This is a genomic window from Sphingopyxis granuli (genome assembly GCF_001559015.1).
In the GTDB taxonomy this organism is placed as follows: domain Bacteria; phylum Pseudomonadota; class Alphaproteobacteria; order Sphingomonadales; family Sphingomonadaceae; genus Sphingopyxis; species Sphingopyxis granuli.
In genome coordinates this window covers 1,860,540-1,874,505 of sequence record NZ_CP012199.1, presented here as the reverse complement: position 1 = coordinate 1,874,505, position 13,966 = coordinate 1,860,540, and the positions used below count along the sequence as shown (strand labels likewise).

Annotated in this window: 15 protein-coding genes; 9 read left to right on the top strand and 6 right to left on the bottom strand. The window is 65.6% G+C overall.

The features are described 5' to 3' along the window. Window positions 1–38: 38 nt before the first annotated feature. From SGRAN_RS08585 to SGRAN_RS08575, 3 genes are all read right to left on the bottom strand, one after another. A complete protein-coding gene (locus SGRAN_RS08585; protein WP_003039428.1) occupies window positions 39–275 on the bottom strand; it encodes an acyl carrier protein in 237 nt (78 codons plus the stop codon). A gap of 272 nt (window positions 276–547) precedes the next feature. Next, window positions 548–2,305, bottom strand: coding sequence for a tetratricopeptide repeat protein (locus tag SGRAN_RS08580; RefSeq protein WP_067182585.1), 1,758 nt, complete (start codon window positions 2,303–2,305; stop codon window positions 548–550). A 585-nt stretch (window positions 2,306–2,890) separates the two neighbouring features. Next, on the bottom strand, window positions 2,891–3,412 hold the full coding sequence (locus SGRAN_RS08575; RefSeq protein WP_172709637.1) for a DUF3617 domain-containing protein: 522 nt from the start codon (window positions 3,410–3,412) through the stop codon (window positions 2,891–2,893). Between the two features lie 104 nt (window positions 3,413–3,516). Here SGRAN_RS08575 and uvrB point away from each other — a divergent pair, with 104 nt between their 5' ends. The 4 genes from uvrB (at window position 3,517) to SGRAN_RS08560 (ending at window position 7,903) form a co-directional block, all read left to right on the top strand. Further along, entirely contained in the window at window positions 3,517–5,703 is a 2,187-nt protein-coding gene (gene uvrB / locus SGRAN_RS08570; protein WP_067182581.1) for an excinuclease ABC subunit UvrB, read from the top strand. 126 nt (window positions 5,704–5,829) lie between these two features. Continuing rightward, window positions 5,830–6,084 (top strand): type II toxin-antitoxin system HicA family toxin, encoded by a 255-nt coding sequence (locus SGRAN_RS08565; RefSeq protein WP_067182578.1) that lies wholly within the window; start codon window positions 5,830–5,832, stop codon window positions 6,082–6,084. Next, complete coding sequence (locus SGRAN_RS21640; protein ID WP_082737441.1) at window positions 6,084–6,305, top strand: type II toxin-antitoxin system HicB family antitoxin; 222 nt, start codon at window positions 6,084–6,086, stop codon at window positions 6,303–6,305. Before SGRAN_RS08565 ends, SGRAN_RS21640 begins: the two co-directional genes overlap by 1 nt. A gap of 92 nt (window positions 6,306–6,397) precedes the next feature. Next, window positions 6,398–7,903 (top strand): S10 family peptidase, encoded by a 1,506-nt coding sequence (locus SGRAN_RS08560; RefSeq protein ID WP_067182577.1) that lies wholly within the window; start codon window positions 6,398–6,400, stop codon window positions 7,901–7,903. 39 nt (window positions 7,904–7,942) lie between these two features. On the opposite strand, the gene SGRAN_RS08555 is transcribed toward SGRAN_RS08560, so the two are convergent. Continuing rightward, window positions 7,943–8,380, bottom strand: coding sequence for a hypothetical protein (locus tag SGRAN_RS08555; RefSeq protein WP_067182576.1), 438 nt, complete (start codon window positions 8,378–8,380; stop codon window positions 7,943–7,945). Between the two features lie 85 nt (window positions 8,381–8,465). Between SGRAN_RS08555 and SGRAN_RS08550 the strand changes: the two genes are divergently transcribed. After that, window positions 8,466–9,167, top strand: coding sequence for an NRDE family protein (locus SGRAN_RS08550; RefSeq protein WP_067186984.1), 702 nt, complete (start codon window positions 8,466–8,468; stop codon window positions 9,165–9,167). Between the two features lie 15 nt (window positions 9,168–9,182). Here the strand turns inward: SGRAN_RS08550 and infC are convergent, their stop codons facing one another. Together infC and SGRAN_RS08540 are read right to left on the bottom strand one after the other, a co-directional pair. Continuing rightward, window positions 9,183–9,719 (bottom strand): translation initiation factor IF-3, encoded by a 537-nt coding sequence (infC, locus tag SGRAN_RS08545; RefSeq protein WP_067182575.1) that lies wholly within the window; start codon window positions 9,717–9,719, stop codon window positions 9,183–9,185. 180 nt (window positions 9,720–9,899) lie between these two features. Beyond that, window positions 9,900–11,024: a penicillin-binding protein activator gene (locus tag SGRAN_RS08540; RefSeq protein WP_237234013.1), complete on the bottom strand. Its 1,125-nt coding sequence runs from the start codon at window positions 11,022–11,024 to the stop codon at window positions 9,900–9,902. 73 nt (window positions 11,025–11,097) lie between these two features. Here SGRAN_RS08540 and rsmI point away from each other — a divergent pair, with 73 nt between their 5' ends. The 4 genes from rsmI to SGRAN_RS08520 are packed head-to-tail and all read left to right on the top strand — an operon-like array spanning window position 11,098 to window position 13,962. After that, entirely contained in the window at window positions 11,098–11,958 is an 861-nt protein-coding gene (rsmI, locus tag SGRAN_RS08535) for a 16S rRNA (cytidine(1402)-2'-O)-methyltransferase (RefSeq protein WP_067182573.1), read from the top strand. Next, on the top strand, window positions 11,955–12,305 hold the full coding sequence (locus SGRAN_RS08530; protein WP_067182572.1) for a YraN family protein: 351 nt from the start codon (window positions 11,955–11,957) through the stop codon (window positions 12,303–12,305). The genes rsmI and SGRAN_RS08530 overlap by 4 nt, the downstream gene beginning before the upstream one ends. Window positions 12,306–12,348: 43 nt before the next feature. Beyond that, window positions 12,349–13,299, top strand: coding sequence for a glutathione synthase (gene gshB / locus SGRAN_RS08525; RefSeq protein ID WP_067182570.1), 951 nt, complete (start codon window positions 12,349–12,351; stop codon window positions 13,297–13,299). A gap of 54 nt (window positions 13,300–13,353) precedes the next feature. After that, a complete protein-coding gene (locus tag SGRAN_RS08520; RefSeq protein WP_067182568.1) occupies window positions 13,354–13,962 on the top strand; it encodes a DedA family protein in 609 nt (202 codons plus the stop codon). Window positions 13,963–13,966 lie beyond the last annotated feature (4 nt).

Sequence of the window (13,966 nt, the reverse complement as noted above, 5' to 3'; positions counted from 1 at the left end):
CGTCGCCGCCGCGTCCGGCCGCGCCGGACCGAACGGGCCTAGCCCTTGTTCGCTTCGATATAGTCGATCGCATCCTTGACGGTGGCGATCTTTTCCGCCGCATCGTCGGGAATCTCGACGCCGAATTCTTCCTCGAACGCCATCACCAGTTCGACGATATCGAGACTGTCGGCGCCCAGATCGTCGATGAAGCTCGCTTCCTCGGTGACTTTGTCGGCTTCGACGCCCAGATGCTCGACGACGATCTTCTTAACCTTTTCGGCCGAATCGCTCATGCACAGTTCCTTTTTTTCTGACTGTCTCGTGAATGTTGGAATTTGCCCTAGTGTCCGTCGGCGGGGCTGGCAAGAGGCTGGCGTCACGACCGCGGCCATACGCCGCATCGACACACCGCCCCCCGGACAAGGCGCAGGCCGACCGTCGCCCCCTTTCTGCTGTTCGGCCACCTGTCCCCGGAAATAGGGGGTAGAGCCGCCGGCTTCAAGGACGAACCCACAGCCGATCGCGATGATCATGCCCCCGGAAAGCGATGCGGGCCGTGTTCCGGTCAACCGCGCGGGGCGGCCGGCACCACGCCCGAATCGCGTAGCGCCGCCGCGGCGTGCCGGACCACGGCGGGCGTGATCATGAACTGGCCCAGCACCTTTTCGGGCTCGGTGCCCGCCGGCTGCCGCGTATAGGTCAACAGGCGCTGCCAGAGCTGACGCCCCTCGGCCAGATGGCCTTGCCGCGCCAGGACGATCGACCGCACCACCAGATATTGCGGCTCCATGTTGCTGGGCGACGGCATGCCGTCGAGGATGGCGCGCGCCTCATCGACTTCGCCGCGCTGCGACAGCACGAACGCAAGCGTGACCGCCGGAACCCCCGCATAGCTGGCGTCGAGCGCGAGCGACCGGCGCAGCAGCGCCTCTCCATTGTCGCCGATGCCGCACGTCAACTTGAACAGCCCGATGAAGCCGGCCATGTCGGGATCATAGGGATTGAGCCGGACCGCGGCATTGCCCATCGCCTCCCCCGCGGCGCAATCGCCGGCATAGAAATGGGCGCGCGTGATCGCGAACAGGCCGGCCGGCGTGTTCGGACCGTTTTCATAGGCGCGCTCGGCCAGCCCGCGCGCCTCGGCGAAGATCGCCTTGCCCTGCGGCGTCCCCCGCTGCGGCCCCCAGTCACCGAACCGAAGCCAGGACAGCGCATTGAGCAGCACCGGGTCGCGCGGCGCGCGCTCGACCGACGCGCGCAGGCAGTCGCCGACCCTACGCGCCCCTTCCGCGGTGCGATTCTGCCGCATCCGGCTGAACTGGGCCAGACAGGGGTAGCCGGAAGCGTAATCGTCGGGCTGACGGCGGAGCTGGTCGCGAACGATCACCCCGTAATCGCCGGCGATCTGGGCGATCGCGGGCTCGAGCTGACCGAATTCGGGCACGTCGCCGTCATTCACCCGCACCTGCGTCGACCAGATGGCCCGCTGGTCGGCGACGCGATTGAGCACCAGCGTCACGTCGACCGGCCCCTCGACCGTCCGCACCACCGAACTGTCGAGTCGGTAATCCGCGCGGTCGCGCCGGTCGTCCTCGCGGCTCCGCGCGCTCAGCAGGTCGACGAACTCGAAGCGGCGGATACCGTCGCGCAGCTTGCCGTCGAGCGCGCGCGCCAGCGCCCGCGAAACCGCGCTCTCCCCCGCTTCGGGGGCGCTGATCTCGACCAGCGGCATCGGGTCGATATTGCCCTGGAATACCGCCTGCTGCCCGCGCCAGGCCCACCATCCCGCGAGCGCCGCGAGCCCCGCCAGAACGAGCACGGCGAGCAGGACAGTGCGGCGTCCGCGCCGCAAACGCGCCGGGGGCAGCGCGGCGGCTTCGTGCGAAGGCGTCGCGACCGGGTCGACCGATGCCGCGGCGGACGCTTCCGCAGCATTTTCGGCGGAGCGGGCCGGCGGCGGCGCGGCACGATGCTGGACGACGATTTCATAACTGCCCTGCGGAACGCGCAGGCGGTGCACCCAAGGCGTATCGGCATAATAGCGGTCGAGCAGGTTGCGCAGGCGCCCGACCATGACGCGGGGATAGCTGTCGAGCGAGGGGTCGAAATCGTGGCTGCGCCCCAGCGCCTCGGTCGCGATCTCATAGGCCTTGGGGGCGCTCCGCGCGCCGCGCAGCCGGTGATCGGCCAGATATTGCAGCAATCGCGACAACACCGGCGAGCGAACGAACAGCGGTGATTCGAGCAGGCGGCGCAGTTCCTGTTCGACGATCCGGTCGCCGGCGTCGCTGCTCTCCGACTCGTTCGTTCCTGTATGATTCATTCTACCCTCGATGCTCCCCGACGAGCTGCTGCGGTAGATACGCCAATCCCGGAGCACGACCAGACACCGTTACGGCCATGTAACGGTAACAGATAGGCCGGAACGCGCCATGCTGAAAATTGGTTCCCACCAATCCGGCCAAAATCCGGTGAAACAATCTTAGCATTTGGTTATCAAGTAGCGACAACCCGCTACGTGACCCCATGTAACTATCATTTCCCCGTCACCGCTGCCACCTTTCAATCGTCGCGGTGCCCCCCACAACACCGTGGTCTGGTCTGAGACATGTTCTCAGTTCGACGAATTGAAGCCGGTGGGTTGAAGAATGCGAGCTGGTCCCTGGCATTCTTCGCAACACCTGTCGGCTTCATACACTGAGACTTTGCCGGAGGGGACATAGCCCCACCTGTGTCCCCTCCGGCAGGTCCGCTCTCCCCCTCATCACCACGATCAGAAGCGTGTCCGGACTTGTCCGGTCCGCGCCGTATCCCGCAATATCGGGCGTCGGCGCCAATCCGTCGTGCGATGAAAGGGCGCCGGCTCGTGCCGACGCCCATGGTGCTGCCGAAACGCTTCGGCTCAGCTTTAGCTTTTCGTCGCGGCGCCGGCCTGACACGGGCCGGTGTGCGTGCTGACCACCTGCATCACCATTTCCATGTCGTCGCCGGTCGGGATCTTGCCCTTGGTCGTGATGGTCACGTCGCTCTTCTTCGCTTCCATCGTTCCGGCCATCGCCATGTCCATCGTCTGGCCGTTGGCGGTGCAGGTGCCCGCGACGTCGATCTTGCCGCCAGCGACATCCTTTTTCGACCATTTGCATTCGCCGCCGTTGCCCGAGCCTTCCTTGGCGAGTTCGGCCGCGATATCCTCCTTGTCGACCTGTTCCTGCGTGAAGCACTGATCCATGCCGCTCTGGCCCTCGACCATCTGCTTCATGCCGGCCTTCATTTCCTCGGGCATGCCGGGAACCTCGAACTTGACCAGCTTGACCTCGGTCTTCCAGTTGCCTGCCTCGCGCTTCACCGGGCCGTCGCTGTTCGCCGACTTGCTGCATCCCGTCACCGCCATGGCAACGCCAAGGGCCGCGATCGTCACAAATTTCCTCATATATTCCATCCTTCTGCTGGATTGGGCGATAACCCCGATGCGATCCATTTGGTTGCCGTCACGCCACGTTGTCGTGGCAGGCAAACGATACCATATTCCTCGTGATGGCAATCCAGATTCGCACCTCGCTCGACGAAATCGACACCAGCGGCGATTATGTCCCGCACCGCCCCGCACGTCCCGACAAGGTCGAGGGCGGCAAGCGCTTCGAACTGGTCAGCGACTATCAGCCCGCCGGCGACCAGCCGACCGCGATCCGCGAACTGGTCGACACCGCGCGCGCGGGCGAGCGCGACCAGGTGCTGCTCGGCGTGACCGGATCGGGCAAGACCTTCACCATGGCCAAGGTGATCGAGGAATTGCAGCGCCCCGCGCTGATCCTTGCGCCGAACAAGATCCTCGCGGCGCAGCTCTATGGCGAGTTCAAGAGCTTCTTCCCGAACAATGCGGTCGAATATTTCGTCAGCTATTACGACTATTACCAGCCCGAAGCCTATGTCCCCCGCTCCGACACCTATATCGAGAAGGAGTCGAGCGTGAACGAGGCGATCGACCGCATGCGCCACTCGGCGACGCGCGCGCTGCTCGAACGCGACGACGTGATCATCGTCGCCTCTGTATCGTGCCTTTACGGCATCGGGTCGGTCGAAACCTATTCGGCGATGATCTTCGACCTCAAGAAGGGACAGGTCGTCGACAGCGGAGAGATCATCCGCAAGCTGGTGGCGCTGCAATACAAGCGCAACGATCAGGCCTTTTCGCGCGGTAATTTCCGCGTCCGCGGCGACAGCCTGGAAATCTTTCCCTCGCACTATGAGGATATGGCGTGGCGCGTCAGCTTCTTCGGCGACGAGATCGAGGAGATCACCGAGTTCGACCCGCTGACCGGAAAGAAGATCGCCAACCTGAATTATGTCCGCGTCTTCGCCAATTCGCACTATGTGACCCCCGGCCCGACCCTGAAACAGGCGAGCGAGGCGATCCGGCACGAACTGGCCGAACGGCTGAAGGAACTGGAAGTCGAAGGACGGCTGCTCGAGGCGCAACGGCTGGAACAGCGCACCAATTTCGACCTCGAAATGATCGCGGCGACCGGAAGCTGCGCGGGAATCGAGAATTACAGCCGCTTCCTGACCGGCCGCCTGCCCGGCGAGCCACCGCCGACGCTGTTCGAATATCTGCCCGACAACGCGCTGCTGTTCGTCGACGAGAGCCACCAGACGATCCCGCAGATCGGCGCGATGTCGAAGGGCGACCACCGCCGCAAGATCACGCTGGCCGAATATGGCTTCCGCCTCCCCTCCTGCATCGACAACCGGCCGCTGCGCTTCGCCGAATGGGATGCGATGCGACCGCAGACGGTCAGCGTTTCGGCCACCCCCGGCACATGGGAGATGGACCGCACGCAGGGCGTCTTCGCCGAACAGGTGATCCGTCCCACCGGCCTGATCGATCCGCCGGTGATCATCCGCCCGGTCGAGGAGCAGGTCGACGACCTGATCGCCGAGGCGAAGGCGACCGCGGCGCAAGGATACCGCACCCTCGTCACCACGCTGACCAAGCGGATGGCCGAAGACCTGACCGAATATCTGCACGAGGCGGGGCTGAAGGTCCGTTACATGCATTCGGACGTCGAGACGCTGGAGCGCATCGAGATCATCCGCGACCTGCGGCTCGGCGTGTTCGACGTGCTCGTCGGCATCAACCTGCTGCGCGAGGGGCTCGACATTCCCGAATGCGGGCTGGTCGCGATCCTCGATGCCGACAAGGAGGGCTTCCTGCGCAGCGAGACCAGCCTCGTCCAGACGATCGGCCGCGCGGCGCGCAACGTCGACGGGCGCGTCATCCTCTATGCCGACCGCATCACCGGCAGCATGGAGCGCGCGATGCGCGAGACCGACCGCCGCCGCGAAAAACAGCAGGCGTATAATACCGAACACGGCATCACGCCGACCACGATCAAGCGCAATATCGGTGACATCATCGCGCATGTTGCGTCGAAGGATCAGGTCACGATCGACCTGGGCGACAACAAGCCCGACCATATGGTCGGCCACAATCTGCGCGCCTATATCGCCGAGCTCGAAAAGAAGATGCGCGACGCCGCCGCCGACCTGGAGTTCGAGGAAGCCGGCCGCCTGCGCGACGAGATCCGCCGGCTGGAGGCCGACGAACTAGGCCTGCCCCCGGACGAACAGGTCGCACCGCGCGTGGGACGCTCGAACGAAGGCAAGCCGGGAACGCGCAAGGGACGCTTCGGGAAGCAGAGCAAGACGAAGTGGGGGCGGTAGGCAATCGGGTTTCAATCCAAATCGCTGTGCGATTCGATCGAAGCTGCTTGGGCGTCCGCTGACGGACACCCATAGCACTTTCTTTGTGATGCTAATAAGCATGCATCCACAAAGGGAATCTGAAAAATGGTCAAGCCATCAGAGCTATTCGCTCTTTTGCTCGAAAATTCGAACCGCGAAGTTTCTTTTCGCGATTTCCTCGCCCTGATCATGGCGCTGGGTTTCGTCCATTCAAGAACCAAGGGCAGCCATCAGAGTTTCGTGCATCCCAAATGCACCAAATTGTTGGTCGTCCAGCCAAAGGGCAAGGATGCAAAGCGCTACCAAGTTCGCGAATTGCTTGATATGATCGAGGAATATGGCCTAGCTTTGGACGAATGATGCAGCATCGCTATCACATCAATGTTTTCTGGTATCCTGACGATAATTGCTGGATTGCCGATGTACCGGATTTGAAGCCTTGTTCAGCTCATGGCGACACGCCATCGGAAGCGATTGCCGAAGCCGAAATTGCTATCGAGCTTTGGCTTGAAACGGCGAAGGAAAGCGGACGCCCGATTCCTCCGCCGCGCTATCGGCCCGCAATTTACGCAGCCGCCTGACCGCTTCGACAAAAGGACGATCCCCGCCGACGAGCGCCCTTGCTCCCCTCCCGTGCGCTGCCTAGGGTCCGCGCGCAACTGGGGAGAATGAGATGAAATCTGGTCTGTCGCTGATCGCCTTGGCGCTCGCCGTCGCAACACCCGCGATGCTCCATGCCGAGGATGCCCCCGCTGACAAGGTAAAGGCGGAAAAATCCACCGACTATGAGCCGCAGGTCCGTACGACGAAGCTGTCTGGCACGTTCGGGGGGCAGCGCGTCGCCTATGCCGCGACGATCGGCGAAACGATCCTCAAGAACAAGGACGGCGTGCCCGAGGCCGCGATCGTCACCACATCCTATATCAAGGAACCGCGCGATCCCAGCCGCCCGGTGACCTTCCTGTTCAACGGCGGCCCCGGTTCGGGTACCGTGTGGCTGATGATGGGCGCCTTCGGTCCGAAGCGCGTGGCGATCCCCAGCGACGCGCGCGACGACGGCGCCCCGCCCTATCCGATCGTCGATAATCCCGATTCACTGCTCGACGTCACCGACATCGTATTCATCGATCCCCCGGGCACCGGCTTTTCGCATCTGATCGGCAATGCCAAGCCCGAGGATTATTACGGCGTGACGCAGGATGCGAAGGCGGTCGCCGAAGTGATCCGCCGCTGGCTGAACGACAATGGCCGCTGGAACAGCCCCAAGTTCCTGGGCGGCGAAAGCTATGGCACGACGCGTTCGGCGGCGGTCGCCAACCAGTTGATGAACGTCACCTACAATGACGTCGGCCTCAACGGCATCATCCTGATCTCGACCGTGCTCGACTTTGCGGCCGGGTCCGACGCGCCGGGCAACGAGCTGGGCTTCATCACCAACCTGCCCTCGATGGCCGCAACCGCGCTCTATCACGGCAAGGCGAGCGCGTCCTCGGTCGAACAGTTCGTCGAGGAAGCGCGGCAATGGGCGATCGGTCCCTATGCCGCGGCGCTGCTGAAGGGGCAGAAGCTGCAGGGCGACGAGCGCGCGCAGATCCGCCGCGAGCTTTCGCGCTTCACCGGCCTGTCCGAAACCTTTCTGGAAAATGCCGACCTGCGCGTGACGCCGGGCCGTTTCTACAAGGAATTGCTGCGCGATCGCGGGCTGACCGTCGGACGGCTCGACAGCCGTTATACCGGCCGTGACTACGACAATGCCGGCGAAGAGCCCGACAACGATCCCAGCTTCTATGGCATCGACGCGAGCTATACCGCCGCGATCAACAGCTGGTCGCGCGAAACGCTGGGGTTCAAGACCGACCTCGAATATCAGTCGATCGGCGGCATCGGGCGGCTGTGGGACTGGCGCATCGGCGGGCGCGACACCAACGCCTATCTGAACGTCGCGCCCTATATCGGGCAGGCGCTGCGCGAGAACAGCGGACTGCGCGTGTTTGTCGGACAGGGTTATTACGACTTCGCGACGCCCTTCTTCGCCGCCGAATATTCGCTGTCGCGCACCGGCATCCCGCAGGACCGCGTCGAATATCAATATTATGCCGCGGGACACATGATGTATATTCGCGACGAGGACCGCCACAAGCTGGCGTCCGACATCCGCGCCTTCATCCGCGCGCGGTAAGGAAACGGACAGGGGCGCCGATCGGCGCCCCTTTTCCGTTCAGCGCAGGACGCCCGCCGCCGCCTGTCGCCGCGCGTAGACGAAGAGCGTGATCGCGATGATCCAGACGCCGGCATAGAAGACCATCGGAAACGTCCCGAACAGGCGCTCCAGATCGCCATAATGCAGCCCGAACTGATAGAAGCTGTTGATCGCAAGCCCGGCCAGCGAGGCGGCGAACGCCGTCACCGCATGCCGGCTGCGCGCGAGCAACAGGATCGACCCCAGCACGGCGCCCCAGACGCCCAGCGCCCAGCCGGCGCTGGCCCATAGCGGAAAGCCGTGGAAATAGGCCTGCTGCTCGGGCGTGAAAGCGCTCAGATAATCGGCGTTGCGCAGCTTGGTCATCGTATAGTCGAACGCGCCGATGGCGTTCCACAACAGGGTGAGAATGCCGACGATCCACAGATGGAACGGCGCCTTGCCCGTTTCGCTCATATCTTCCTCCCTCCCCCGGAAAAGACGAAGCGATATCTATCATGTCCCGCTTGGCAAATCATCACCCAAGCACGATATGGCCGGCATGTGCGTCGTCGCCCTCGCCCGCCACGTCCATCCCGACTGGCCGCTGATCCTTGTCGGCAACCGCGACGAGTTTCACGCGCGCGCCGCCGCGCCGCTCGCGGAATGGGGAGACGGCAGCGGTATCATCGCCGGACGCGACCTGCAGGCGGGCGGAACCTGGCTGGGGGTGCATCCCGCAAGCGGGCGCGTCGTCGTCGTCACCAACGTGCGCGGCGCCCCGCCCGATCCCGGCCGTGAATCGCGCGGCGAACTGGTCGCCGACCTGCTGCGTGGTGACGGGCGCTTCGCCGACCCGCAGTGCGCCGACCTCGACCGCTTCAACGCCTTCAACCTGCTGACGGTCGACCGGGGCGGCGCGCGGCTGCTGACCAACCGGCCGGAACCGCGCGTCGAAAGGCTGACGACGGGAATCCATGCGCTGGCGAACGAGCCGACCGACAGCCCATGTGCGCGGGCGACACGCCTGCGCGCGGCGCTGGCGTCAGCAACCGCGGCGGCGGCCGATCCCGAAACCTTGCTCGACATGCTCGTCGCGGACGACGCCCCGGCGCTGTTCCTGCACGGCGAAGCCTATGGCACGCGCTGTTCGACCCTCGTCGCCATCGCGGCGGACGGACGCGCACATATGGTCGAGCGCCGATACGAAGCGGGCGGCCGCCCCATCGGAACGACCGCCCTCGATTTTCGTACCGGTTTCTGAAGCCGCGGCGTCGGCCTACTTCGGCGCGAGCACCATCAGCATCTGGCGGCCCTCGGTGCGCGGATGCGCCTCGACCTTCGCGATCTCGGCGGTCATTTCGGCTACCTTCTGCAGCACGGCGAGGCCGAGTTGGGTGTGGCTCATCTCGCGGCCGCGGAAGCGCATCGTCATCTTGACCTTGTCGCCCTCGCCCAGGAAGTCGAACACCTTCTTCATCTTCACTTCGAAGTCGTGGTCGTCGATGTTCGGACGCATCTTGATCTCCTTGATCTCCTGCGTCTTCTGCGTCTTGCGGGCGGCATTGGCCTTTTTCTGGGCTTCGTACTTGAACTTGCCCACGTCGAGGAACTTGCACACCGGCGGGTCGGCGTTGGGGGAAACCTCGACCAGGTCGAGGCCGATCTCGGCCGCCTGTTCGATGGCTTCGGCAGTCAGCATTACGCCCAGATTTTCGCCTTCCTCGTCGATCACGCGGACCTTGGGAGAGGCGATGAACTCATTGTATCGCGGGCCGTTCTTCGGCGGCATAGGCGCCAGCGGGCGGCGGGTCATGGGCGGGCGTATAGCTGTATCTCCTCACATCATTTCGACAGGCACGCGGGCGCCCATGCGAAACATGGGCGGATGCGCGCACTGTCCATATAGTGAACGGGCGCGCGCCGTAAAGGCCGCGCGTGCCGATCGGGCGACACTTTCCGCCCGACTGTGGCGCCTATGCCACGCCCCGGCGCGTCACCATTTGGCGGGGGCGGGATCGACGACGCGGAAACCGCCGGCGCCCACCTCGCTGACCTCAAGCGCGCGAACCGCGATGCCGCGATTGTTGAATCGGAAGATGCCGTCGATACCGCCGAAACCGTCGGCCGCGAGCAGCCGGTTCACCGGAAAGGCGGTGCCGGGTTTCCAGTCGCGCGCGATGCGCACGGTCAGCAGCACCGAATCATAACCGAGGCTGGCGAGCCGATAGGGCGCCTTGCCGTAGCGGGCACGATATTTGGTCGCGAGCTGGCCGTAGAGACCGTCGGAAACGCTGGCGAACCACGCGCCGCGCATCGCGGCGTTGCTGCCGAGCGAGGCGTCGGTGTTCCACAATTCGGTACCCAATATCTGCTTGCTGCCCGCGCCCTTGACGATCGGCACGGCGCGGATCGCATTACCACCGACATCGGCGATCAGCACCGCGTCCATCGCGCCACCATTGGCGAGCCGCCGCGCCGCGCCGGTCAGCGCCGTCGCGGTGCGATCGTAGGTTTCGACCGCGACCAGCGTCCCCCCGGCTTCGCGCACCGCGTCGCGGAACGCGGCCGCCGCGCGGTCGCCATAGACGTTCTTGGGCACCAGCGCGCCGAAGCGCTGATGCCCCTTGCCGCGCGCGAAGGCGACGACGCGCTCGACCGACTGGCCCGGCACGAAGCCCAGGATGAAGACGCCGTTGCCCGCGACCCCGCTGTCGTTCGAGAAGCTGAGCACGGGCACCTTTGCCGCGCGCGCGACCGGCGCGACCGCGGTGACATCCTCGCTGAGCAGAGGGCCCAGGATCAGGCGATTGCCATCGGCGACCGCCTGCCGCGCCGCCGCCGCGGCGCCGAGCGCCGTGTCGTAGGTGGTGATGCGAACCTTGTCGGCGCGCGTGTCGAGCAGCGCCAGCGTCGTCGCATTGGCGATCGCGGTGCCGACGTCGGCATTCGCCCCCGTCTGCGGCACGAGCAGCGCGACGCGGTGGCGATCGGTGTCGGTCGGCAGGCCGGGGCCCACGGTCTCGTCGGGGTTTTCGGGCGGCGGCGGCGCCGCTGGACCGCCCGATTTGGGCACGACCTGACAGGCCGCGAGCAAGCCGCCGAGCGCCAGCGTCGCCATTCCACGCAGCAACCGGCGCCGCCGCAACGCATTGTCTTGGCGCTCGACGACGCTTTCTGCCATTTTCGGCGACATGCCGGATTCGACCATTTCTCAATCTCCCTTGCCCGGTCTCTATATCGTGGCGACCCCCATCGGCAACCTCGGCGACATCACGCCGCGCGCTGCGGCGTTGCTTGCCCGCGCCGACGTGATCGCCGCCGAAGACACGCGCGTGACGGCGAAGCTGCTGTCGCACCTGGGTTTGCGCGTTCCGATGACCCCCTATCACGACCATAGCGACGAACGCGCGCGCGCCGCGCTGGTTGCGCGCATGGAAACCGATGTGGTGGCGCTGGTGTCGGACGCGGGCACGCCGCTGATCTCCGATCCGGGGTACAAGCTGGTGCGCGATGCGCGCGCGGCGGGGCGGCGCGTCACCACCCTGCCCGGTCCCTGCGCCGCGATCGCGGCGATCACTCTGTCGGGCCTGCCGAGCGACCGCTTCCTGTTCGCCGGCTTCCTGCCGTCCAAGGCCAAGGCGCGCAGCGAGGCCATCGCCGAACTCGCCGGGCTGCGCGCGACACTGGTCTTCTATGAAAGCGGACCGCGCCTCGCCGCGACGCTCGCCGCGCTGGCCGAGGGACTCGGCAACCGCGCCGCGGCCGTCGCGCGTGAGATCAGCAAGTTATACGAGGAATGCGTCACCGGGTCGCTCGGCGAACTGGCCGCGCGCTATGCCGACGCACCGCCGAAGGGCGAGATCGTCGTCATAGTCGCGCCGCCCGCCGACAATGTCGTCGAAGAGGCCGACGATGCGGCGGTCGACGATGCGCTGCGCGCCGCGCTTGCCGATCAGCCGGTCGCCAAGGCGGCGAAGGCGGTCGCCAAACGCTATGGGCTCGACCGGCATGCCGTCTATGCCCGCGCGCTGGCACTGAAGGACGGGGCGTGAGCCGCGCCGTCGCCGAGGCGCGCGGCCGCCGCGCCGAAAATCGCGCCGCGTGGTGGCTGCGGCTGCACGGCTGGCGGATATTGGCCCGACGGCTGCGCGTTCGCGTCGGCGAGGTCGATCTGGTCGCGCGGCGCGGACGGACGGTCGCCTTCGTCGAGGTCAAGTGGCGCGACCGCGCCGCCGACCTCGACTTCGCGATCGACGCCTGGCGCCTGCGCCGCGTCGCGGCGGCGGCGGAAATGCTCGCCCCGCGCTTCGCGCGGCCGGGCGACGAAACCCGCATCGACGTGATGCTGCTTGCGCCGGGGCGCTTGCCTCGCCATCTGGTCCACGTCTGGCAGCCCTGACGCGGCTCGCCGGAAAATTCGGTCGCCCCGGAAGGAGAATGAGATGACCCTGCGCGCCGCCGTGCAAATGGACCCGATGGACGGCATCAACATTGCCGGGGACAGCAGCTTCGCGCTGATGCTGAAGGCGCTCGAACGCGGCCATATCCTCTATCATTACGACGTGCGCGGCCTGACATGGGAAGCGGGACGGCTGACCACTCCGGCCCATCCGGTGCTGGAGGTGAAGCGCGTGAAGGGCGACCATTACCGGTTCGGCGACCCTGTCACCCTCGACCTCGGCCGCGATGTCGATGTCGTGCTGATGCGGCAGGACCCGCCGTTCGACCTTGGCTATCTGACCGGCACCTGGCTGCTCGAGCGCATTCGGGACAAAACGCTGGTGGTCAATGATCCGGTGTCGGTTCGCAACGCGCCCGAAAAGGTGTTCGTGCTCGACTTTCCGCAGTTCATGCCGCCGACGATGGTCACGCGCGACCTGAACGCGGTGAAGGATTTCCACGCGCGGCACGGCGCGCTGGTGATCAAGCCGCTGCACGGCAACGGCGGCAAGGCGGTGTTCCGCATCGACGAGGCGGGCACCAATCTGGGCGCGCTGGTCGAACTGTTCGGACAGGTCTGGCCCGAACCCTTCATGGTGCAGCAGTTCCTGCCGAGCGTCAGCGAGGGCGACAAACGCATCGTCCTGATCGACGGCGAGGTCGCGGGCGCGATCAACCGCAAGGCGGGCGAAGGCGAGTTCCGCGCCAACCTGGCGGTCGGCGGCTATGCCGAGGCGGCGGCGCTGACCCCGCGCGAAGAGGAAATCTGCGCCGCGCTCGCTCCCGCGCTCCGGGAACGCGGGCTGATCTTCGTCGGCATCGACGTGATCGGCGGCGAATGGCTGACCGAAATCAACGTCACCTCGCCCACCGGCATCGTCGCGATCGACAAGTTCAACAACAGCGACACCGTGGGAATGATCTGGGACGCGATCGAGCGGCGGGTCGGGTGACAGGTTCGATGACGGACGCGGATCGAACCGCCCTCCCCTCGCGTTAAGCCCCGCATGACCGACTTCATTCTCGATCTGATCCAGGCGTGGGGCTATTTCGGCATCTTCGTCCTGATGTTCCTCGAAAACGTCTTTCCGCCGATCCCGTCCGAGGTGATCATGGGGCTGGGCGGCGTCGCGGCCGCGCAGGGGCGCTTCGATTTCTGGACGCTCGTCGCGGTCGCCGTCGCGGGAACGACCGCGGGCAACTGGGTATGGTACGCGATCGGCCGCTGGATCGGCTATGAGCGGCTGAAGCCCTTCATCGACCGCCACGGCCGCTGGCTGACGCTCGACTGGCGCGAGGTCGAGCGGCTGCACGCCGGCTTCCTGAAATATGGTCCCGGCATCGTCTTCGCGGCGCGCTTCATGCCCGTCGCGCGGACGATGGTATCGCTGCCCGCGGGCATGGTGCGGATGAACCAGGCGAAATTCCTGCTGTGGACCGCCGCCGGATCGACGATCTGGATCGCCGCGCTGGCGGGCGCCGGGCAATGGTTCGGCAAGCGCTTCGCCGCGATCGAGCAACTCGTGGGACCGCTCGCGCTGATCGCGATCGGGACGCTGATATTATTCTACCTCTGGCGCGTCGTCACCTGGAAGCCGCAGCGGCCCGGCGACTGAACGC